The sequence below is a fragment of the Pseudomonas sp. P867 genome, from assembly GCF_019891455.1.
GTDB lineage: Bacteria > Pseudomonadota > Gammaproteobacteria > Pseudomonadales > Pseudomonadaceae > Aquipseudomonas > Aquipseudomonas synxantha_A.
The window spans coordinates 409,825-431,942 of the sequence record NZ_JAFLXB010000004.1 but is presented as its reverse complement, the minus strand read 5'-3'; the positions used below and the strand labels follow the sequence as shown (position 1 = coordinate 431,942).

The window sequence follows — 22,118 nt, the reverse complement described above, 5'->3', positions numbered from 1 at the left end:
AGGTGAGGCGCCGTGACGTCTCACCCGACAAAGCTCGCGTTTGCTCATGGGGATTCCAATAATGAAAAACCCTTATGCTCCCGCTTTCTGGTGCGTGCTCTTCGCACTGGTATTGTTATCGGCCGCGTATTTCTACGGTGTCATGCTCGCCCATCAACTCGACAAGGCCATGGTGTTCCTGGACAGCGCCTGCCTGGTGATCGGCACCTTGTCCATCGGCGTGGTGGCCTGGGCGTCTTATCAAAACCAGCGAGTGAAGAAAAAGCTCCTCGAGCAAGGCAAGACCCGCGTCGCGATCTGGGACACCAAGGTTGCCCTGCGCCGCGTCGAAACCGTATTCGACCGCTATTTCTGGGGCAGCTACTGGCAGCCCGGGCGCACCTTCCAGGAGGTCATGGGCGACCTCACCGGCACGCCGCTGGAAAAAAGCCTCGAAGTCCTGAAAAAGCAGTGCGTGTTGCTGGATCGGCAGGTTGCTGACGGTAGGCACTGGCTGGATAACGCGCGGGAATTGTCCGACGTGGCCACGCAAATGGCCCGCGAGCGCTACCAGTTGGATTTTTGCGACCCCAAGGCCGACACCCCCGGCAATGCCGTGATCCACCGCGAGTTTGAGGTGTTGGTGTACACCTGGACCGCCCGCTTGAAGAGTTTTGATCACCAGTTGGACGAAATCGAGCTGGAGTACTCCTGAACTCCTACGGAACTGATCCCTCTGAAAGGCTGGGCCGTTTGCGCTCGCCAGTGCTAATCTTCCCCCGTTTTCGGCGGGCTTGAGCCAACCCCTTCGGGGTTCAAGGAAGACAGCCCACTTCTCACAGGATTTGATCAGGTCACTTCATGAATAAGCCAGCAGTTGTTTTCTTGGGTTTTGTTGTCGCCATCGGCGCCGTCAGTGCGGGCGGCGCCTGGTACACCGGTAAACAACTGGAGCCGGTCCTGCAAACCGCCATCCAGAACGCCAACAAAGAGTTGCAGACCTCCATGGCCGGCGTCGACGGCAGCGTGGCTCTGGAACTGGTGTCTCTGGACCGTGGCGTGTTCAGCAGCACGGCGCACTATCGCCTCAAGGGCCAGGGCAGCGTGTTCGGTGAAGACAACCCGAACCCTGAGTTGCTGTTCGTCGACCATATCGAGCACGGCCCGCTGCCGTTCTCGCGCCTGGTGACCCTCAAGTGGTTGCCGGTCATGGCCACCAGTCACTACGAACTGGAAAAGAACCCCACCACTGAAAAATGGTTCGCCGCCAGCAAAGACGTGTCGCCGCTCAAAGGCGTGGCGAACATCGGCTACAGCCGTTCGGTCAGCGGCAACATCGAATTGCTGCCGCTTGAGTTCAAGGACGACACCTCCTCGGTGAGCTTCTCTGGCGCCAACCTGGAATTCGACAGCAGCGCCGAAGGCCAGAAGGTCAAGGCTGATGGCTTCATGAACAGCCTCAAGGTCGCGGCGATCGATGCCAATGGCGCACCGTTCGAAGCGGAACTGGCTGGCCTGACTGTTGCCAGCAACCTGGAGAAATCCACCTTTGGCTTCTACACCGGCCAGAACACCGTGGAACTGACCGATACCAAGGTCACCTTCGGCCCGCAGAAAGCCGTGCTGACCCTCAAGGGCTTCGAGCAGAAAGACTCCACCCAAGCCAAGGACAACAACCTGGCCGGTCGCGTAGACTACAAGATCGACGAGATCGGTTATCAGGGCAAACCGGTCGGCTCGGCCGCCATGGCCGTGAGCATGAAGAATGTCGATATCCCGGCGATGCTGGTGCTGACCAAGCTCTACCAGGACAAGATGCAGCCGGTGCAAGCCGCGGCCGCCGCTGGCCAACCCGTGCCGGAACTGCAATTGACCGAAGCCGAGCAGGCCCTGGCCGAAGCCAACGTCAACCAGGTACTGGCTGCCAAGCCGCAACTGGCGGTGGAAAACCTGTCGCTTAAAACCACCCACGGCGAAAGCAAGTTCAACCTGGTTGTGGACCTGGCCAAGCCGACGTCCATGGAGCTGCCGCCGGTTGAACTGGGCAAGCAGATGATTGCGCTGCTGGATGCCAACCTGACCCTGTCCAAGCCAATGATCAGCGACGTAGCCGCCCTGCAAGCCCAGGTCGGTGGAGTGACTGACCCCAAAGCCATCGAGCAGCAATCGCAGATGGCGGCTGAGATGGTCAGCGGCATGGCAGTCGGCACGCAACTGGCAACCCTGGAGGGTACCGATGTGGTCTCCAAGCTGCACTACGCCAACAACGAAGTGACTTTCAACGGCCAGAAGATGACCGTTGAGCAGTTCATTGGCTTTGTGATGTCGAAAGTCGATGCGGTGAGCGGCGCCCAGTAAGCGCTGAAAATGCAGTAAAAAAATGTGGGGGCAGGCTTGTGTGGGAGCTGGTTTGCCTGCGATAGCATCGCCCCGGTCTGGCTGAAAGACCGCGGTGCCTGCATCGCGGGCAAGCCCGGCTCCCACACAAACCCGGCTCCCACATTCGTTTTGTGTGAGGGCAAAAAATCGCGACCGCACAATTCTGAACAATTGTTCTGAATTGTACTTCCCCCTACTTCGCTAAGAGATAGTTCTTACAGGAAAGCTAGGTCGGGTCCCGAGACGCCGACACCCTGATGCGTTTTGCTCAGGACCATCTATCGTTAGGGCTTTCCGTGTGTAAGGAAGCTCACGATATGCTGCGAAACCTCCCCTACAGTGCTTCAGGCCGGTTGCGTCTGCTTATCGGGGCCGCCCTGTGCAGCCAATTGCTGGTTCCTGGCCTTGCGTTTGCCGATCCCGCCTACGATGCCCTGATCATCCAGGCCCGCAACGGTCACTTCACGCCGGCGTTGACGCAACTGCGCCAACTGTCTGCCGAACGCCAAACCCCAGGCCAGGTCAGTGACCACCTGGTGATTGCCGGTTGGGCCGGGCAAGACGACGAAGTGCTCAAGGTGTACGAAGCACAAGGCAAGCACCGCAACCTCACCACCCAGGCACTTGCCACGGTGGCGCGCACCTATCGCAATCAAAAACAATGGGCTCAGGCCGAAGCGGTCTATCGCCAGGCTCTGCTGCGTGAACCGAATAACGTCGACTTGCAACTGGGCCAGGCCCTGACCCAGGCCGATGGCGGCAAGGCCAACGAAGCGGTGCAACGCTTGCGCACGATGGTGGCGGCGCAACCCAATGACCCGAACCGCCGCATGGCCCTGGGTTATGCGCTGACACGCGCCGGCTTGAATTACGACGCCTTGTTCGAGTTCGACCAAGCCTTTATCCGTGCCGGCGACAAACCGGAAGTGGCCCGTGAATACATCGTCGCCCTGCAAAAGGCTCGCTTGCCCGAAGCCGCCCTGCGCCTGTCGGCCAAGCGCCCGGGCCTGGTGGACGCGGTCACCCAGCGCCGCCTGGAAGGCGACCTTGCCGCCGAGCGTGTGCGCATGGCCGAGTTCGCTACGCGTACCGAAAAAGAACGCTACGTCATCGCCGATCGCGCCCTGCAGGATTACGACAAGCTGATCAGCCGCTGGGCTCCGGACGCAACTGCCCACGACGACGTCGTGCGCTGGCGTATCGACCGGCTTGGGGCACTCAAGGCCCGTGCACGCACCGCTGAGGTGATTCGCGAATACGAAGTGCTCACCGCCCAAGGCGTGCAGTTGCCGACCTACGCCGTGCGCTGGGTCGCCGCATCCTACCTCGACCAGCGCCTGCCGGAAAAAGCCGCGCCGCTGTATCGCCAGGCGCTGACTGCAGCGGATGCCGACGTCGGTGATCATGTCAAAGACAGCACCGCCCTGTTCTACGCCTTGTTGGAAAACGATCAGGTGGATGAGGCGCGTGCGGTCGCCACGCAGCTGGCCAGCACCGAGAAACCTCGGGTTGAACTCAAGGGTTTGCCTATCGGCAACCCTAACGACGAATGGATGGACGCCCAGCAATTGGCGGCCCAGGCCGGTACCTATGGCGCCGACCTGAATGCCAGCGAACAAGCGCTGGAAGACCTGGGGAGCAAAGCTCCCGGCAGCATCGGTGTACGTTTGGCACAGGCAGAAATGTACCGTGCCCGTGAATGGCCCAGACGCGCTGAAGACTCCCTCAAGGAGACCGAAAACCAGAGCCCCCGTGACATCGGGGTGGAAATGTCCCAAGGCTTCACGGCCTTGGACTTGCAGGAATGGCGGCAACTCGACCTGCTCACCGATGACGTCGTCGCCCGTAACCCGGACAACCGCCAGGTACAGCGCCTCAAACGCCTGCGCGACGTGCACGACATGGCCGAAGTGCGGGTGGAAGCCTACACCGGCAAAAGCTTCGGTGGCGGCAACAACCAAGAGGCCGGCGCGGTGTCGGGTAGCCGTGACTGGGGCATAGAAAGCGTGATCTACACCCCACCCATCGACGAGGACTGGCGCCTGTTCGCCGGTGTCGGTTATGGCACTGCCGATTTCGCCGAAGGTACCGGCCATCACCGTTGGCAGCGTGTGGGCGTGGAGCGGCGCACCCGCGATATGACCATCGAAGCCGAAGTGTCCAACCACTCCTATGGCGATGGCGCCAAACAAGGCGCGAGCGTGTCGATCGCTCGCGACATCAACGACCACTGGCAATACGGCGGCAGCCTTGGCTACCTGCTTAACACCACACCGTTGCGGGCGTTGAATGAAGGTGTCACGGCCAACGGCGGCAGCGGTTTTATCCGCTGGCGCGCCAACGAAAGCCGGGAGTGGAAACTGGCCGTCAGCCCGTCGCATTTCAGCGATGGCAACGACCGCGTCGAAGCCTTGCTCACCGGTCGCGAAGGCATCTACAACTCGCCCAAAGTGCAAGTAGAGCTGGGCCTGGAAGTCGGTGCCAGCCGCAACAGCAAGGAAGACACGATCTACTTCAACCCCAAGTCCGACTTCAGTGTGTTGCCCACCGTCAACGTCAACCATGTGCTTTATCACCGCTACGAAACCCAGTGGAGTCAGCAGTTCCAGCTCGGTGCGGGTACCTATAGCCAAAAGGATTACTCCACCGGCGGCGTCGGCTTGATCGGGTACGGCCAACGCTTTCGCTGGAATGACGTGCTGGAAGCCGGCGCCAACCTGAGCCTGGTCAGCCGACCTTACGACGGCGAGCGCGAACGCGATTTGCGCCTGCTCCTGGACCTCACTTACCGTTTCTAGAAGAGCCTGACCATGACCCTCCTCAGTCGTTTTTTTCTGGTCCTGGGTGTAATGCTGGCCGCCGCATGTGCCCAGCAACCCGCGCCATTCGTTCCACCTGCCGAGCGCCCGACACTGGCCAGCGAAGCGCCGTGGCCGAAGAACCATTTCCTGGGCATTGCCTACCACGACGTCTCGGACAACGACCCTGACCAGGCCGTGGTGGCGGTGCGTACCGAGCGCTTGATCGAGCAATTGGCCTGGCTGCGCGAGAACGGTTACCAGGCGGTCAGCGTGGATCAAGTCCTTGCTGCGCGCCGGGGCGGGCCGACACTGCCGCCCAAGGCCGTGATGCTCAGCTTCGATGACGGCTATTCCAGCTTCTACACCCGCGTGATGCCGATCTTGCGGGCCTACAATTGGCCGGCCGTGCTGGCGCCGGTGGGCAGTTGGATCGACACGCCGCTGAACCAGCCGGTGGACTTCGCCGGTACACCGCGCCCACGGGGCGACTTCCTGACCTGGCAGCAGATTCGCGAAGTGTCCCGATCGGGCCTGGTGGAAATCGCCGCCCATACCGACGCCAATCACAAAGGCATACTCGCCAATCCCCAGGGCAACCTTGAACCCGCGGCCACCACGCGCCGCTATGACCCGGCGACCGGTCGCTATGAAACCGAAGCGCAGTTCCAGGCGCGGATGCGTACTGACGTAGCAGCCATTTCCAATAAAATTCGTACCGTCACTGGCAAGGCTCCACGGGTATGGGTATGGCCGTATGGCGCGGCCGATGGCACCACCCTGGCGGTGGTCGGTGAACACGGCTATGAGATGGCGCTTACGCTGGACGACGGGTTGGATGATTCCAACAAGCTGATGAACAGCCCGCGCTTTTTGGTGGCCTCCGACCCGGATGGGGAACACTTCGCCAGCAGCATGGTTTCGGTTCAGGCCAAGGCTCCGTTGCGCGTCGTGCATGTGGACCTGGATCACGTCTATGACCCCGACCCGGTTCAACAGGCGCACAACCTCGATGTGCTGGTGCAGCGCGTGGTGGACATGGGCGCCGTCACGGTGTTTCTGCAAGCCTACGCCGACCCCAAGGGTGATGGCCTGGTGCATTCGGTGTACTTCCCCAACCGCCACCTGCCGATGCGCGCCGACCTGTTCAACCGCGTTTCCTGGCAGTTGCATACCCGTGCCCACGCCAGCGTGTTTGCGTGGATGCCGGTGCTCAGTTTTGCCCTCGACGCCAAGCTGCCACGCGTGACCCGCTGGGACCCGCAGACCGGCAAGGTTGCTACCGATCCGGATCAATACAAGCGCCTGTCGCCCTTTGATCCGAAAGTGCGGCAGCTCATCGGTGAGATCTACGAAGACCTGGCGCGTACCAGCAACAGTGCCATCGACGGCGTGCTGTATCACGACGATGCGCTGCTAAGCGACTTTGAAGACGCCAGCCCCGCCGCACTCAAGGCCTATGCTGCCCAGGGCTTGCCGGACAATATCGCTGCGTTGCGTGCCGACCCTGCGGTGATGCAGCGTTGGACTCGCTTCAAGAGCCGCTACCTGACCGATTTCACCAACGAGCTGACCGTGAAGGTGCGCGCCATTCGCGGCCCGCAGATCCTCACCGCTCGCAATATCTTCGCCGAGCCGATGCTCAACCCCGGCAGCGAAGCCTGGTTTGCGCAGAACCTCGATGACTTCCTCAAGACCTACGACTGGACGGCGCCCATGGCCATGCCGCTGATGGAAGGCCAGTCGCTGAAAGACTCCAATGCCTGGCTGGAAAAGCTGGTGGCCACGGTCAAGGCACGCCCCGGCGCACTTGAAAAGACCGTCTTCGAACTGCAAGCCAAAGACTGGCGCACCCAAGCCGCGCCGGATATCAGCGCTGAGCAATTGGCAGAGTGGATGGGTGTACTCAAACGCCAGGGCGTCACCAGTTTCGGCTACTACCCGGACAACTTCCTGGAAAACTCCCCGGACTTGAAGACGATACGTCCGGCCCTCTCCAACCAATGGAATCCTTGATCATGTTCGACAGAATCCTGGCTCTATTCGTGTTGGCGCTGGTATTGGGCTTGCCTCTGGGCCTGATCTTCCTGATCACCGGGCAGTTCCTGATGGACTTCGTGTTCTTCTACCCGCTGTTCATGTCGGCGCTGTGGATCGCCGGCGGCCTGTACTTCTGGCTGCACTGGGAGCGCCATTGGCCGTGGGAGGAAGACACCCCGGCGCCGACCCTGGCCGGTAACCCGCTGATTTCGATCATCATCCCTTGCTACAACGAAGGCGATAACGTCGCTGACACCATGGCGGCCGCGTTGGCCCAGGTGTACACAAACATCGAAGTGATCGCGGTCAACGACGGCTCCAGCGACAACACCGCAGCGGTACTCGATGCCCTGGCACTGCAACACCCACGCCTGCGCGTGCTGCACCTGGCGCAGAACCAGGGCAAGGCCGTGGCCCTGCGCATGGGGGCGGTGGCCGCCCGCAGCGAATACCTGGTGTGCATCGATGGCGATGCGTTGCTCGACAAGAACGCGGCGGCCTACATGGTCGCGCCGATGCTCGACAACCCGCGCCTGGGCGCCGTCACCGGCAACCCGCGCATCCGTACCCGTTCCACCCTGATCGGGCGGGTGCAGGTCGGTGAGTTCTCCTCGATCATCGGCTTGATCAAGCGCACCCAGCGGGTGTTCGGACGGATCTTCACGGTCTCGGGTGTGGTGGTGGCGTTTCGCAAGAAGGCGCTGGACCGCATCGACTACTGGAGCACCGACATGATCACCGAAGACATCGATGTCAGTTGGAAGCTGCAACTGGATCATTGGTCGATCTTCTACGAGCCGCGTGCCCTGTGCTGGATTCTCATGCCCGAGACCGTCGGCGGCCTGTGGAAACAGCGCCTGCGCTGGGCCCAGGGCGGCGCCGAAGTGCTGTTCAAGAATATTCGCGGCATCTGGCAATGGCGCCATCGCTACCTGTGGCCGCTGCTGTTCGAATACTGCCTGTCCACCGGTTGGGCCTTCACCTTCCTGCTGTCGGTGATCTTCTGGGCCGTGGGTAAATTCGTCACGCTGCCGGCGGCGATTACCGTGGACTCGTTGGTGCCACCCGCGTTTACCGGCCTGGTGCTGGCGATGGTGTGCCTGCTGCAGTTTGCGGTCAGCATCCTGATTGACCGGCGCTACGAAAAAGACCTGTGGAAAACCCTGTTCTGGACCGTGTGGTACCCGATGGTGTTCTGGCTGGTGAGCCTGTTCACCACCCTGGTCAGCTTTCCCAAGGTGTTGTTCAACCAGCATCAAAAACGCGCACGCTGGGTCAGCCCGGACCGTGGTATCAAACCTGCCCAAGAGGAGGCGTGAGCATGAAACTGGTCAGAACTCGCCAGAGCCCTGTGATGTGGATCATCGATGTGTTGCTGACCCTGCTGGCCTGGGGCGGGCTAGTCTGGCTGCTGGCGCGTGGCATCGGCGCCATGCTCGAAACCCATGGCGGCCCACGCATCGAGGCGCCGATCTTTGCCGCGCTCAACACCTTGCAGATCTACCTGTGGATCGCCTTGTTCAACGCGTTGATCCTGATCGGCTGGGCGCGCTATCAACAGCGCCGCGGCCGCCAGTTTGCCCAGCGCCGCGCAGAGGCCAATGCCCTGAGCGACAAGCACCTGAGTGAAAGCTTCAACCTGGGCGATGGCCACCTGGAGCAGTTTCGCAAACCCGGCGTGCTGGTGATCCACAACGACGAGGAGGGCGGAGTGGAAGACGTGAAGTCCCATGTCTCCCGCGACGTCGAGCGCCCCGGTCTGACCCTGGTGCCCGGGGCCGACAAAGACAAGGGCATTGGCTGACATCCTCAATGCTGCGAGTACACAATGTGGGAGGGGGCTTGCTCCCGATAGCAGAGTGTCAGTCACCAGATATATGACTGACACACCGCTATCGGGAGCAAGCCCCCTCCCACATTGGTTATTTCCCACCGTTTAGATTGCAGTGGTCCAACCCTCTCCTTGGAATTCCGATAAATGGGATCCAATTCACAAAACCCCCGCGAACTTTTCTCCTTTCCTCGGTACTAACCTAACTCGACGAAACTTGATGGCTAAATAATGGCAATCAAAAAACCCTTCGTCGAATTGCCATCAAAATCGCTGCCACTTGTCGGAATAATCACTTCCGGTGAAAAGGCTTGGCCCTTTTGATGAAAATTTATCTCTATTAATCAATAGCTTGAAGACTATTTCAGCGAACGGCCCAACTTCGCCCGTTTCTAGGCTAGCTGGAAGTTCGATGTTAGTTTCGCGGCCCTTGATTTTCGATGGATCGAACATGTCTTCGTTATTGCCACGGACTCGGTTTCTTCTCTGCACGTTCCTGCTCACCTGCCTGAGCCTGAACAGTGCATCCGCCGCCCCCACGCCTGGCGATCAGGACTTGATCCGCGACCGGCAGAATCGCCTGCTCGAAGAGCAGCAGCGGCGTCTGCAGGAACTCCAGGACCTGCCCGGCAAAGCGGAAAAGCCCCAAGCCCCGGCAAGCCCTGCCGACACTCGGTGCTTCGCGATCAAAACCATCGAACTCAAAGGTGCTGACAGCCTGCCGGCGCCCGAGCGCGAGCGCCTGCTCAAGCCCTACATCGGCCAATGCCTGGGCGTGTCGCAGCTTAACGATTTGCTCAAAACCATCACCGACTACTACCTCGGCAAAGGCCGCGTTACCAGCCGTGCCTACCTGCCGCAACAGGACCTTTCCACCGGCCACCTGCAAGTGCTGGTGGTGGAAGGCAAACTCGAAGCCTTGCGCAGCGCCGAAGGCAGCACAGTGACCGACCGCGAACTGGCCATGGCCTTTCCCGGCAAGGTCGGTGAAGCGCTGAACCTGCGTGAAATCGAGCAATTGGTGGACCAGCTCAACCGCCTGCCGTCCAAACAAGCACAGATGGAGCTCACCCCCGGCAAGCAGATCGGCGGTAGCGACGTGGTGGTCAAGAACACCGCGCAAAAGCCCTGGCGCGCCAGCCTGTCGCGCAACAACGACGGGCAGAAAAGCACCGGCGAACAGCAATGGGGCGTTGGCCTGGAGTGGGACAGCCCACTCGGCCTGGGCGACCAACTGATGCTGCGCGGCGGCCACGACGCCATCAGCGACCACCAGAAAACCTCGAAGAACACCATGCTCTACTACAACGTGCCCTGGGGCTGGTGGAACTTCAGCTACACCTACAGCGAGAGCGACTACCGCACCTACGGCATCGCCGACGGCTTCAAATACAAGCAGGACGGCGACAACCAGAACCACCAACTGCGCGCCGAGCGGGTGATCCATCGCGACGACGTCAGCAAGACCTCGGTCAACGTCGGCCTGGCGCACCTGCGCACCAACAACTACATCCTCGACGTGCGCACCGCACCCAGCAGCAACCGCCTCAGCGAACTGCAACTGGGCGTCAACCACGGGCGGCGCATCGGCAGTGCCTTCGTCAACCTGGACCTGGGCATGCAAAGCGGCATCGGCCTGCTCGACGCCCAGGCCCAAGACGAGCGTGACCCTGCGGGCCGTCGCCAACCGAACTCGCGCTACCGCAAATACACCGCCACCGTCAGCTACCTGCAACCGTTCAGCCTGTGGGGCGAGTCGTTCAGCTTCAGCAGCCTGGCCACCGGGCAACGCAGTGAAGACCCGCTGTTTTCGCCGCAGCGTATGAGCCTCGGCGGCTCGGCCTCGGTGCGCGGTTTCAAGGACCAATTGCTGACCGGCGACAGCGGCGGCTACTGGCGCAACGAAGTGCGCTGGGCACGCCCGGTGACCCTCGACTGGATGCGCCCGGCCTTCTTCGAATACGGCGCCAGCGTCGGTTACGACCAGGGCGTGATCCGCAACGACCGCTATAACGACAACGTTCATGGCCGGGTGTCCAGCAACTCCCTGGAGCTGTTCGCCCGTGGCAAACACGTGAGCACCAGCGTGACCTTTGCTCATTCGTTAGAAAGACCCGGTGTAGTCACCGAGCGCGAAGCGCCGATCTACTTCCGCATGGATTTTTTCCTGTAATTCAACGCCCCGCTGCATGAGAGCCTGACAATGGATGTTCGCCAATTCGCCTTCCTGGCCCGCCAACCTTCTGCCGCCCTGAAGCGCCGGGACGCGTTCTTCGGCCTGCCCAAGCGCGGGCTGGCGTTGATCCTCGCCAACGCATTGTTCTGGCAGCCGCTGCTGGCCCAGGCCGAGGGCATTGTGGTCAGTGCGCCGGGCACCACCGTAGGCGCGGCGGGCAATGGCGTGCCGGTGGTGAACATCGCCACCCCCAATGGCGCGGGCTTGTCCCATAACCAGTTCAAGGACTACAACGTCGGCCCCAACGGTGTGATCCTCAACAATGGCAACGGCGCCATGGTCAACACCCAACTGGGCGGGATCATTGTCGGCAACCCCAACCTCAAGGGCGGCGCGGCGAACGTCATCCTCAACGAAGTCAACGGCGGCAGCCCCAGCCAGTTGCGCGGCTACACCGAAGTGGCGGGGCAGTCGGCCAAGGTCATCGTGGCCAACCCGTACGGCGTGACGTGCAGCGGTTGCGGCTTTATCAACACCCCCAACGTCACCCTCACCACCGGTAAACCGGTGCTCGACGCAAGCGGTCAGTTGCAGCGTTATGAAGTGGACGGCGGTGCCGTGACCATCGACGGCCAGGGCTTGAACGCCAGCAACGTCGAACGTTTCGACATCATCACCCGCTCGGCCAAGATCAACGCACAAATCAACGCCCGCGAACTCAACGTGATCGCCGGGCGCAACGACGTCGATGCGCAAAGCCTGAAAACCACCGCCCGTGCCGATGACGGCAGCCCCAAGCCGGAGCTGGCGATCGACTCCTCGGCCCTGGGCGGCATGTATGCCGGCGCGATCAAACTGGTGGGCACTGAGGCCGGTGTGGGCGTGAAGCTCGACGGCAACCTGGCCGCCAGTGGTGGCGATATTCAGCTCGACGCCAACGGGCGCCTGAGCATGGCGCAAACGGTGGCCACCGGTAACGTCAAGGTCACCGCGCAAAACGTCGACCTCACCGATAAGGTCTACGCCAACGGCAACGTGCAGGTCACCAGCGCCCAGGCCTTGGTCAACCGCAAGAGCATCGCCGCCGGCCAGCGCATCGAGATCAACGCGGCCAGCGTGAACAACCCCGGCATCATCGAAGCCGGCGTCGCAGCCGATAACAGCCGCAACACCACCGGCGATCTGGTGGTGAACGCGCAAACCGTCACCACCAGCGGTAACCTGCTGGCCAGCCGCGCCCTGGCGATTACCGCCGCGCAAGCGCTGACCAACCAGGGCGCGATCATCCAGGCCAAGACCGTCGAGGTCAGCAGCGCCAAACTCACTAACCAGGGCGCCACTGCGCGCCTGTTCGGTGAGCAGAGCCTGGCGATCAACTCGCCGGCCATCGTCAACCTCGGCGGCTTGATCCGCTTCGGCGAAGGCCAGGCCGCCACGCTCAACAGCGCATCGCTGGACAACCGCCAGGGCCGTATCGAAATGGCTGGCGGCAGCCTGGTGCTCACCAGTGCCGAATTGAACAACAGCGGCGGGCAAGTTATCGCCAACGACCTGACCGTCAACGCCGGCAGCCTGAACAACCAGAACGGCGTACTGGTGGCCAAGACCGCGACCGTCACTGCCAGCAACCTCGACAACAGCCTCAAGGGCTTGATCCAGGCTGACGGCGGCGCGCTCAACCTCGCCGTTTCCAACACTTTCAACAACAACCAGGGTTTCGCCCAGGCCAGCACCGATCTTAACGTTACTGCCGGCACCCTCAGCAGCAACGCAGGCGGCGTACTGAGCGCCGACACCGGCAAGCTCACCCTCACCGCCGCGCAACAGCTCAACAACGCCCAGGGCCGCTTGCAGGCCGGGCAGGGCGATATCGAGTTGCACGCCGCGAACCTGGATAACCAGAGCGGCACGATCGTCGGCAAGCAACTGCTGCTCGACGTGGCTGGCGGCGATATCGACAACCGCGCCGGGCGCGTGTTGGGCGACCACCTCGACGTGCGCGCTTCCGGCCTCGACAACCGCAACGCCGGCCTGCTGGCCGGTGGCGCCCAGGGCGTAAGCCTGCTGCTCAAGGGCCCGGGTCAGTTGCTCAACGCCCAGGGCCGCATTCAGAGCGAGGGCCTGCTGCAGCTGCAAGGCGAGCGCTTCGACAACAGCGCCGGCATCCTGCTGGGGCAGACCGTCGACGTCACCGCGCAGACCTTCACCAACAGCAACAAAGGCGCGCTGGTCAGCGATGGCGGCGACGTGGTGCTCAAGGTCGGCGACCTGCTCACCAACGTCGGTGGCCAGATCGACGCGGGCGAACGCAGCGTGCTGGTCAAGCAACTCACCACTCTCAACAACGACGGCGGCACCCTGCGCGGCAAGCGCCTGGACATCGCCGCCCAGCACCTGAACAACGACAACGGCCAACTGCTGGCCGGCGCCGAAGGCCTGAGCTACAGCGGCCAGGATGTGAGCAACCGCAAGGGCCTGATCCTCAGCGGCGGCGCCCTCACCGAACTGAACACCACCCGCCTGGATAACCAGGGCGGCACCGTGCAGGGCGACAGCCTGACCGTCACCGCCAACAACGTCGACAACGGCAGCGGCGGCCTGATGGCAAGCCTGGTCGGCAACCTGCAACTCACCGTCGAAGCCCTGGCCAACCGTGGCGGCAAACTGTTCGGCAAAGAACAAGTGACCGTCAGCGGCGCCACCCTCGACAACAGCGCGGGCCAGATCAGCGGCAATCAGATCAACCTGACCTCACGCGACACCCTCACCAACCAGGGCGGTTTGGTCGAAGCCAACCAGGGCCTGGCCCTCACTGGCGGCAACCTCGATAACAGCGCCAACGGGCAACTGCGTGCCCTGGGCGGCGCCAGCAGCCGCGTCAACCTCAGCGGTGCGTTGAACAACCAGAACGGCACCCTCGAATTCGGCAGCCAGGCCTTCAGCCTTGACGCCGCCAGCGTCAACAACCAGAACGGCATGCTGCAACACGCCGGCACCGGCCTGTTCCACCTCAACACCGCCAGCCTCTCCGGCAGCCAGGGCAATATCCAGGGCATGGGCAGCGCCGACTGGGCCTTCGGCAACGTCGACGGCCTGGGCCGCGTGCAACTCAACGACGTGCTCACCTACAAGAGCGACCAGGGGCTGGCCCTCAAGGCCGGCGACCGCATGGCCAGCGCCAAGGGCTTGATCCTCAACGTGGCCAGCCTGGACAACGGCGGTGAACTGCTCAGCGACGGTGACATCAGCATCACCACCGGCGATATCACCAACAGCGGCCGCGTCTCGGCCCTGCAAACACTCACCGTCGCCGCCAACAACCTCAGCCAGAACGGCGGCCGCCTGGCCGCAACCAATGCCCGCCTGACCCTGGGCGGCACCCTGGACAACCTCGGCTTCCTCACCGCCCGCCAGCAACTGGACATCGCCGCCGCGCAAATCAACAACCGTGGCACCCTCGGTGCCCAGGGCGCAGTGAACCTCACTGCGGTCAACGGCATTACCAATGCCGCCGACACGCTGCTGTTCAGCGGCGGTGACATGACCCTGCGCAGCAATGGCTTCAGCAACAGCTATGGCGATGTCTACAGCAAAGGCAACCTGAGTTTCGCCGCCCGCGATGGCGGGCGTGCCGTGCTGTTCAGCAACCGCTCCGGCACCGTGGAAAGCGAAGGTTCGATCGGCATCAATGCGGGCATTATCGAAAACGCCAAAGACGAATTCGAACTCGGGCAGACACTGACCACCGGCAGCTTGAGTTGGATCTGTGGCCAGCACTGCGGCGAGAGCGACAACTGGGAACGTGGCGAGATCACCATCTACGAGACGTACCTTGAGGCGGCGACCAAGGACTCGGTAGCGGCGCGCCTGGTGGCGGGCAAAAACATGCTGCTGCAAGGCGATAATGTGCAGAACCGCTACAGCCTGATGGCCGCCAATGGCGACCTGAGCATCACTGCCGGTGACCTGCTCAACCAGGGCGCCGCCACGCGCACGGGCCAGCGCAAGCTTGTCATCGGCACGCCAGGTCACGTCTCCGACGATTTGTTTGAACGCATGCAATATGTCGACGTGCCCGCGTTCAATGCGGCCACGGCGGCCGGGAATTTCGATAAGGCGCGCTTCGAAGAACTCAAAAGCCGCTCACCCAATAGCCTGCCGTTCGCCTACGCAAGTGACGTCACCACCTGGACCAACAACAGCGGCCCCGGCTACGACGCCACCCTGCAAGCCGGCGGCACGGTCAACCTCAACGTCGCCCGAACCCTGCAAAACGGCACGCTGCACAACAACACCCTGGCCCAGTTGACCGGCACCCTCGGCGACGACCAGACCGGCATCCCCGTCGGCGGCATCAACATCAACCTGAGCAAACACGTCAACGACCCGAGCGCCCAGGCGCCCGGCAGCGTACTGCCCGTGGTGGGCGTGGCCCCCGGTGGCGGCTTCGTACCGGTGGACTACACCGGCACCGCCTTCGCGCCGGTCGACCCCACCAGCTCGCCGACCTTCCAACTGCCCAAGGGCGAGTACGGCCTGTTCGTCAAAAACGCCGACCCCACCAGCCACTACCTGATCGAGACCAACCCCGAATTCACCTCGACGTCGGGCTTCTTCAGCTCCGACTACATGCTCGGCAAACTCGGTTTCAATTCCGACAATGCCTGGCGCCGCCTCGGTGACGGCCAGTACGAAACCCGCCTGATCCGCGACGCCGTCCTCGCGCAAACCGGCCAACGCTTCCTCGCCGGCGGCCTGTACAGCGACGCCGACCAGTTCCGCTACCTGATGGACAACGGCCTTGCCAGCAAAGACGCCCTGCGCCTTAGCCTGGGCGTGGCCCTCACCGACCAGCAAGTCGGCGCCCTGACCCACGACATCGTGTGGATGGAAAACCGCGTCATCGACGGCCAGACCGTGCTCGTACCGGTGCTGTACCTGGCCCAGGCCGACTCGCGCAACGTGCGCGGCAACAGCCTTATCCAGGGCCGCGACCTCAACCTGGTCACCGGCGGCGACCTGATCAACGTCGGCACCCTGCGCGCCAGCAACAACCTCTCCGCCATCAGTAGCGGCAGCATTTATACCGGCGGCCTGGTCGAAGCCGGCAACAATCTCAGCCTGCTGGCCCAGGACAGCATCCGCAACGCCATGGCCGGCGAAATCCGCGGCAAACAAGTCAGCCTCACGGCGCTCAAAGGCGACATCACCAACGAGACCACCGCCATCCAGGTGCGTGACGGCGCCGGTATGCGCACCCTCACCGACACCAGCGCCGGCACCATCGTCGCCCGCGAAAACCTCGCCATCGAAGCCGGCCGCGACCTCACCAACCGCGGCGCACTCACCGCTGGCAACGACGCCAATTTAACCGCCGGCCGCGACCTCAACCTCATCGCCGCCAGCGACACCAGCGTCAAACACGAGACCCGCGACGGCGGCGAGAAATCCAGCATCACCACCGACGTCAAAAACCTCGCCGCCAGCGTCACGGCGGGCGGCAACCTCAACATGCAGGCCGGCCAAGACGTCAACATCATTGGCAGCAATGCCACCGCCGGCAAAGACCTCACCATCGCTGCCGGCCGCGACCTCAACGTCGCCTCGGTCAGCGACATGCACAACGTCGAGGGCAAGGAAAAGGACGGCAAAAAACGCATCAAGACTTCGGACGACCAGACCACCCAAGTGGCTAGCGTACTGACGGCGGGTGGGGATTTTGTCAGCCAGGCGGGGCGTGACACCACGATCGTGGCGAGCAGGATCAGCGCGGGGAATGAGGCTTATCTGTATAGCGGGGATAAGTTGAGTTTGTTGGCGGCGCAGAACAGCACCTACAGCCTTTACGACATGAAGGAGAAGGGTGGCTGGGGCGCGAAGAAGACCAAACGTGATGAGGTGACCCACGTCACGAATGTGGGGACTGAGATCAAGACTGGTGGTGATCTGTCGCTGGTCAGTGGCGGTGATCAGTTGTATCAGCGGGCCAAGCTTGAGAGTGGTAAGGACCTGGCCATCACCAGTGGCGGTGCGGTGACGTTCGAGGCAGTCAAAGACCTGCACCAGGAGAGCCACGAGAAGAGCAAGGGTGACCTGGCGTGGACCAGCGCCAAGGGTAAGGGGAATACCGACGAGACGTTGCGCCAAAGTGAGTTGAAGGCACAGGGTGAGTTGGCGATCAAGGCGGTTAACGGGCTGAAGATCGACATTAAACAGATTGATCAGAACACGGTTAGTCAAACGATTGATGTGATGGTCAAAGCAGACCCACAGTTGGCTTGGTTGAAAGAAGCCGAGAAGCGTGGGGATGTGGATTGGCGGCATGTGAAGGAGTTGCACGACTCCTTTAAATACAGCCACTCCAGCCTCGGCCAAGGCGCAATGCTGGCAATTATCATCGTTGTCACCGTGTTGACGGCGGGAGCGGCCAGTGCGCTAGCTGCTTCGGCAGGTAGCGCTGTAGGGGCCGGCTCCACTATGGCTGCCGCGACAGCCGCTACCGCTGCGACGTCGACCACCGCAGCAGTCGCAGGAACTGCAGCAGGGTTGGGCAACGTCATCGCGACTGCCTCGTTGACCTCGCTTGCCAGTACCGGCGTCGTCAGCACCATAAACAATAAAGGCAACTTGGGGGCCGCATTCAAGGAAACCTTCAGCAGCGACAGCTTGAAGCAGTCACTGATCGCGGGCGCTTCTGCGGGCTTTGTGAATTACGCCAGTGGCAATTGGTTTGGCGCGCAGAGCGACCCTGTAACTAACAAGGTAAGTGGACCAAGCGTCGTACCCCATTGGAATGACCCCGCAGCGATTGGCCGTTTTGGAACGATTCAATTGGCTGGCGGTGCCGTACGCGGAACGCTCTCTGAAGCTCTTGGACAAGGCAGCTTCAAGGATGCAATGAAGGGTAGCCTTTTCGATGTAATGCAGGCGACAGCGTTCACCGGCGTTGGTGATTTTGGTAATGCCTTCAAACTTCAAGACAGCGGCCTGAGCAAAACTGCACTGCATGCTGTTGTAGGTGGTTTGCTTTCAGAAGCAATGGGCGGCGACTTTAAAACGGGAGCGATGGCTGCGGGTGCTAACGAAGCCCTTATTGTGGCGTTGGATAAGTCGCCTTTGCTCAGTGGCAATGATCCAGCGGAACACGATCGTCTGGTCAATGCGGCTTCGAAGCTGGTGGGATTGCTCGCTGCCGCGAGTGTTGATGGCGATGTCGCCATGGGCTCGGAAATCGCCGGGAATGCACAGTCATACAACCGCAAGTTGCACGTTCAAGAAGAGAAACGACTGGCCCAAGAGGCCAAGAGTTTAGATGCCACCAAAGGTCAAAGCCGATCTGGTTTTGAGTGGGATGCGCTCCTAACGTTTGTTGCCGGAGGCGAGGTCGATCAGAAAACCAACAATGAGCTTCAAGGGATTCTGGCCGGTTACGGTCCTTCTAACCCTGAAGGGCAAGCATTAGGTGACGACCTGACTGTTGCGCGGGGAGTTATCACCAAGCTGCAAAACGAGAAAGTCCTGCTGACCTGGGGAGATGGCAGCCCCATTGTTGCCAACGGGGATCAGGTCGTTGCGTTCAAGTCCACAGAAAAGCAGTACAAGGATTCGCTGCTGTTCAATCCTTCAAGTAACACAACCTACAACAACGAACCTGGTGGCATGGGTGTTGTGCCTGATGCGTGGTCCGAGCAATACGGAGAGCGTACGGCTATCACGAAACTCCCTGAGATCGCCGCGCTCAGTTCTGACGCCGCCTCCCAAGCAGAGCAAATAGACCGGCTACGTGTTTTGGCAAGTGGTGGCATTAATTCAGATATTGATCTCAAGCTGCTTGCTGAGCTTATGCCCATAGGTGGAGTAGGCAAGGGAGCATTGTTAAGCGCAATCAAAGAGTTGGCAGCGCGCGACGCATTAGCGGTTAAAGGTACGGAGGCTATCGCTGGCAAGGCTGCAGAGACTGTTGCCGGAAAGGGTCTTGAGTCAGCAGCTGGTAAAGGCTTGGATGCGGCGGCGGGTAAGGGGACTGAACAGTTTGCCAACCAAGCACAGGCCAAATTAGCAGGCTATAGCCCATGCTGTTTTGCAGCCGGGACTATGGTCGCCACCCCTGATGGTGAACGAGCCATTGACGCGCTCAGGGTGGGCGACGTCGTCTGGACCAAACCTGAAGAAGGCGGTGAGCCGTTCGCGTCGAAGGTCTCAGCAACCCACATTCGCACGGATCAACCGATCTATCAGTTGACGCTTGTGAAGAACGGCAGTGCCGGTGAAGGTATCACTGAGACTCTGCAAGTGACGCCGGGTCATCCGTTCTACGTGCCTAAGCGCAAAGGCTTTGTGCCACTTATAGAGCTCAAGCCGGGTGATCAACTGCAGTCGTTGGGGGATGGGGCGACGCAAGAGGCTTCGATCTCCGTTGTATCAATAAAGCTGCTGCAGTCGCAGGGTAAAACGTACAACCTGACGGTGGATATTGGACATACGTTCTATGTTGGCAAGCTAAGTACCTGGGTACATAACATTGGGCCTTGTTATACCTGTAATTCGGGGAGCTGTTCGGTTCATGGGCTAGATTCCAGCGCGACAGATGGGGTACCTCAGAATTGGAATCGTCAAGACACACCAACGGCTGAAACAATCAAAGTCGACAGCAGTAAGTCAGTCAAAGGATCGCCTGAGTACGAAATGCTCAACAATCCAGAAGCACGTATGCCCAACCAGCGTTATGAGCTGGACAACGGCACTACTTTTGTAACCGACAGTAGAGGTCTAGTCGAAGAGCTCACGTTCACCCCGGTTGATATCAAGGTTCCACGGGACGCGAGGCAAACTGCTGCTGGGAAGACCGGTAGAGAAACTGATGTAGGCGGACACGCACAAGCGTGTAGTCAGGGTGGGACATGCGATGGTTACAACTTGTTCGCCCAAGATCAGAATTTCAATAGCTCAGCGTATAAGGTATTTTACGAACACAAAATCAAGAGCGCTTTGAACGATCCAAATAAAGTAGTAGGACCGACAACTATAAAATTTAATCGCGAAGATCCTCGATCGTTGCGCCCAGATACGTTGGATGTTACTTATATAATCGATGGAAAGCGTCAAACTGTTCGATTTGAAAATGAAGCTCGCAGAATACCGGAGCATAAAGAATGATTACCAAAGATATAGAACTTGTTAAAAGTATATTTGAATTGCTTCAGTCAGGAATTGTTGAAGATTATGATGCCTTCAGGTATGAGACTGAGGTGTGCGATGGATACATGGTTGAAGAAATCTCCATTGAGAAAAATGGCGTGGTAAATGAGCAGCCGCAAACTGATTTCAATGGTGCTGTTTTGTATCGATTAATTAAGGAGTTGAAGGCTAGCGCAGCATCGCGGGGTGAGAACTGGAGTTCTTTTGTGATGAGTTACGATGTTGGTGGGCAAGTAAAGACGAATTTCGTTTATCCGTGAGTAAAAGTGTGAAATTAATTTTTGAGTGTGAAAAGAATTTTTCAGGTTATGTTGTTGTTCCAAAGGATGCTCTGAAATGAAATTAAGCATTAAGTTTCCCGAGAATTTGTTAACCCACAGCCTGCTCGAGCAAAGGCTGATTCCTTGCATTTGCAAAATTGCAACGGAGTTTGAAATTGAATTTTTGGACCCTTTGCCAGAAGCTGCAGGAACCGTTCTGGAGTGGGATCGTGCAGAACTTGAAAAAAGAGCGATAGGTGGGGTAGGTGGGCAATACTCTCACTATGCACACGGTCGGGTGTCGTTAAAAAAAGTTGATATTGATATCTACCAAATATTGGATCTTGAAATGTTTTATAGGCTTTTTGGATGGTGCAGCATCTTGGAAGATGGCAACTATGCGCCGCCGGGGCAGTTTTGGGATGATGAATAAGTTTAAGAAAAGGGGACTGAAGAAAAGGGACAAGAAAAGAGGGCAGATTTATCTAGACTAGAGTTTAAAGGCTGTTTAGTCCTGAAGCAGGTGTAAACCTATTTCAGGACTAGACAGTCCCCTTTTTTCGTTGATTCGTGACAAAAATATTGGAAGGGATTAAGTCAGAAGCAGTAATCGTGGGTAGTGAAGTTGATAAATGGCTTACGAGGGACTGAAATGTGATATTACTTAGTGCGACAAGATGTAACTGTCTGCGATAGGTGGGTGCTCGGAGATGTACATCATGTAGATAACTGGCATTTCAGTGATCCTGCAGTTAATTTTACGGAGCCAGGCACATATACCCTCGATGTAAGGTTCGACGGTAAAGAAGTTGATTATTCCCTCGCTGGATACGCCAGTGTTCCTGTTTTAAGCGAGAGGGCAAAAAATTCGCTCGCCGGTTTGCCAGAGATAGACGAACTTTATCAGCATGTCGTTTTTGAGCCGGTTAAGATAAACAATAAAGTGGTTTGCCAGAGCTATTTTTTGATGATTATAGAAACGCAAATCGATTGCGTGGATGAAAAGCGCTCTCGCTATAAAAAGTTTGAGGTAGATGATCCTGTTAGGCCAGATATGGCCGGCAACTATCGTGCTTTCTACAATTTGGTGGTTGACCCGGGTAGGGTCGGATCAAGTCATATATTTAGACTTAAAAAATATTTGGGTGCGATCATAGTAAGTGAAGAAGTGAAACGGCGACTTGTGGCAGCTGGTGTTGTCGGCGTACTGTTTGAATCTGTTAATGGTGATCAAGAAACCGTTACCTAGTTAGTCAGGTAGTTGGGGGAAGGCGGCGAATTTGCTTAATTCGTGGTGGTAGTGCAAAGGCCATTGATTAAATCTGCCCCCCTTTTGCAGAGTTATCTGACATCAATAGGAAGGAATTTAACAAGGTAAAAAATGATCTGATAAATCAATGGGAGGTAAATACTGGGCAAGTGTGGCCGCGCTACACGGAGGATGTTGTCGCAAAAAA

11 protein-coding genes are annotated in these 22,118 nt (G+C 59.4%); all 11 read left to right on the top strand.

All coding sequences use genetic code 11. The features are described 5' to 3' along the window. Positions 1–61: 61 nt before the first annotated feature. Entirely contained in the window at positions 62–694 is a 633-nt protein-coding gene (locus tag J1G33_RS10625) for a hypothetical protein (RefSeq protein ID WP_032878496.1), read from the top strand. A 146-nt stretch (positions 695–840) separates the two neighbouring features. Then, positions 841–2,337, top strand: coding sequence for a YdgA family protein (locus J1G33_RS10620; protein ID WP_223018059.1), 1,497 nt, complete (start codon positions 841–843; stop codon positions 2,335–2,337). Positions 2,338–2,675: 338 nt separating this feature from the next. Beyond that, the gene (gene pgaA / locus J1G33_RS10615; RefSeq protein ID WP_223018058.1) at positions 2,676–5,156 is read left to right on the top strand and encodes a poly-beta-1,6 N-acetyl-D-glucosamine export porin PgaA; all 2,481 of its coding nucleotides are present in this window, start codon (positions 2,676–2,678) and stop codon (positions 5,154–5,156) included. A gap of 12 nt (positions 5,157–5,168) precedes the next feature. Continuing rightward, on the top strand, positions 5,169–7,172 hold the full coding sequence (gene pgaB, locus J1G33_RS10610) for a poly-beta-1,6-N-acetyl-D-glucosamine N-deacetylase PgaB (protein WP_032878493.1): 2,004 nt from the start codon (positions 5,169–5,171) through the stop codon (positions 7,170–7,172). Between the two features lie 2 nt (positions 7,173–7,174). Then, positions 7,175–8,515, top strand: coding sequence for a poly-beta-1,6-N-acetyl-D-glucosamine synthase (pgaC, locus tag J1G33_RS10605; RefSeq protein WP_216090544.1), 1,341 nt, complete (start codon positions 7,175–7,177; stop codon positions 8,513–8,515). A 2-nt stretch (positions 8,516–8,517) separates the two neighbouring features. Continuing rightward, positions 8,518–9,000 (top strand): poly-beta-1,6-N-acetyl-D-glucosamine biosynthesis protein PgaD, encoded by a 483-nt coding sequence (gene pgaD / locus J1G33_RS10600; protein ID WP_078819978.1) that lies wholly within the window; start codon positions 8,518–8,520, stop codon positions 8,998–9,000. Between the two features lie 478 nt (positions 9,001–9,478). Further along, positions 9,479–11,200: a ShlB/FhaC/HecB family hemolysin secretion/activation protein gene (locus tag J1G33_RS10595; protein ID WP_223018057.1), complete on the top strand. Its 1,722-nt coding sequence runs from the start codon at positions 9,479–9,481 to the stop codon at positions 11,198–11,200. 30 nt (positions 11,201–11,230) lie between these two features. Next, positions 11,231–20,359 carry a filamentous hemagglutinin N-terminal domain-containing protein gene (locus J1G33_RS10590; protein WP_262416782.1) on the top strand — a complete coding sequence of 3,043 codons (9,129 nt, stop codon included), beginning with the start codon at positions 11,231–11,233 and terminating at the stop codon, positions 20,357–20,359. Beyond that, on the top strand, positions 20,356–20,661 hold the full coding sequence (locus J1G33_RS10585) for a hypothetical protein (protein ID WP_223018056.1): 306 nt from the start codon (positions 20,356–20,358) through the stop codon (positions 20,659–20,661). The genes J1G33_RS10590 and J1G33_RS10585 overlap by 4 nt, the downstream gene beginning before the upstream one ends. A gap of 76 nt (positions 20,662–20,737) precedes the next feature. After that, on the top strand, positions 20,738–21,094 hold the full coding sequence (locus J1G33_RS10580) for a hypothetical protein (RefSeq protein WP_003187492.1): 357 nt from the start codon (positions 20,738–20,740) through the stop codon (positions 21,092–21,094). A 267-nt stretch (positions 21,095–21,361) separates the two neighbouring features. Next, positions 21,362–21,910: a DUF1629 domain-containing protein gene (locus J1G33_RS10575; RefSeq protein WP_262416781.1), complete on the top strand. Its 549-nt coding sequence runs from the start codon at positions 21,362–21,364 to the stop codon at positions 21,908–21,910. Positions 21,911–22,118 lie beyond the last annotated feature (208 nt).

What these genes read in the sequence shown, in the direction of transcription:
- J1G33_RS10625 (WP_032878496.1), top strand. Translation starts at nt 62, where the DNA reads ATGAAAAACCCTTATGCTCCCGCTTTCTGGTGCGTGCTCTTCGCACTG.
- J1G33_RS10620 (WP_223018059.1), top strand. Translation starts at nt 841, where the DNA reads ATGAATAAGCCAGCAGTTGTTTTCTTGGGTTTTGTTGTCGCCATCGGC.
- pgaA (WP_223018058.1), top strand. Translation starts at nt 2,676, where the DNA reads ATGCTGCGAAACCTCCCCTACAGTGCTTCAGGCCGGTTGCGTCTGCTT.
- pgaB (WP_032878493.1), top strand. Translation starts at nt 5,169, where the DNA reads ATGACCCTCCTCAGTCGTTTTTTTCTGGTCCTGGGTGTAATGCTGGCC.
- pgaC (WP_216090544.1), top strand. Translation starts at nt 7,175, where the DNA reads ATGTTCGACAGAATCCTGGCTCTATTCGTGTTGGCGCTGGTATTGGGC.
- pgaD (WP_078819978.1), top strand. Translation starts at nt 8,518, where the DNA reads ATGAAACTGGTCAGAACTCGCCAGAGCCCTGTGATGTGGATCATCGAT.
- J1G33_RS10595 (WP_223018057.1), top strand. Translation starts at nt 9,479, where the DNA reads ATGTCTTCGTTATTGCCACGGACTCGGTTTCTTCTCTGCACGTTCCTG.
- J1G33_RS10590 (WP_262416782.1), top strand. Translation starts at nt 11,231, where the DNA reads ATGGATGTTCGCCAATTCGCCTTCCTGGCCCGCCAACCTTCTGCCGCC.
- J1G33_RS10585 (WP_223018056.1), top strand. Translation starts at nt 20,356, where the DNA reads ATGATTACCAAAGATATAGAACTTGTTAAAAGTATATTTGAATTGCTT.
- J1G33_RS10580 (WP_003187492.1), top strand. Translation starts at nt 20,738, where the DNA reads ATGAAATTAAGCATTAAGTTTCCCGAGAATTTGTTAACCCACAGCCTG.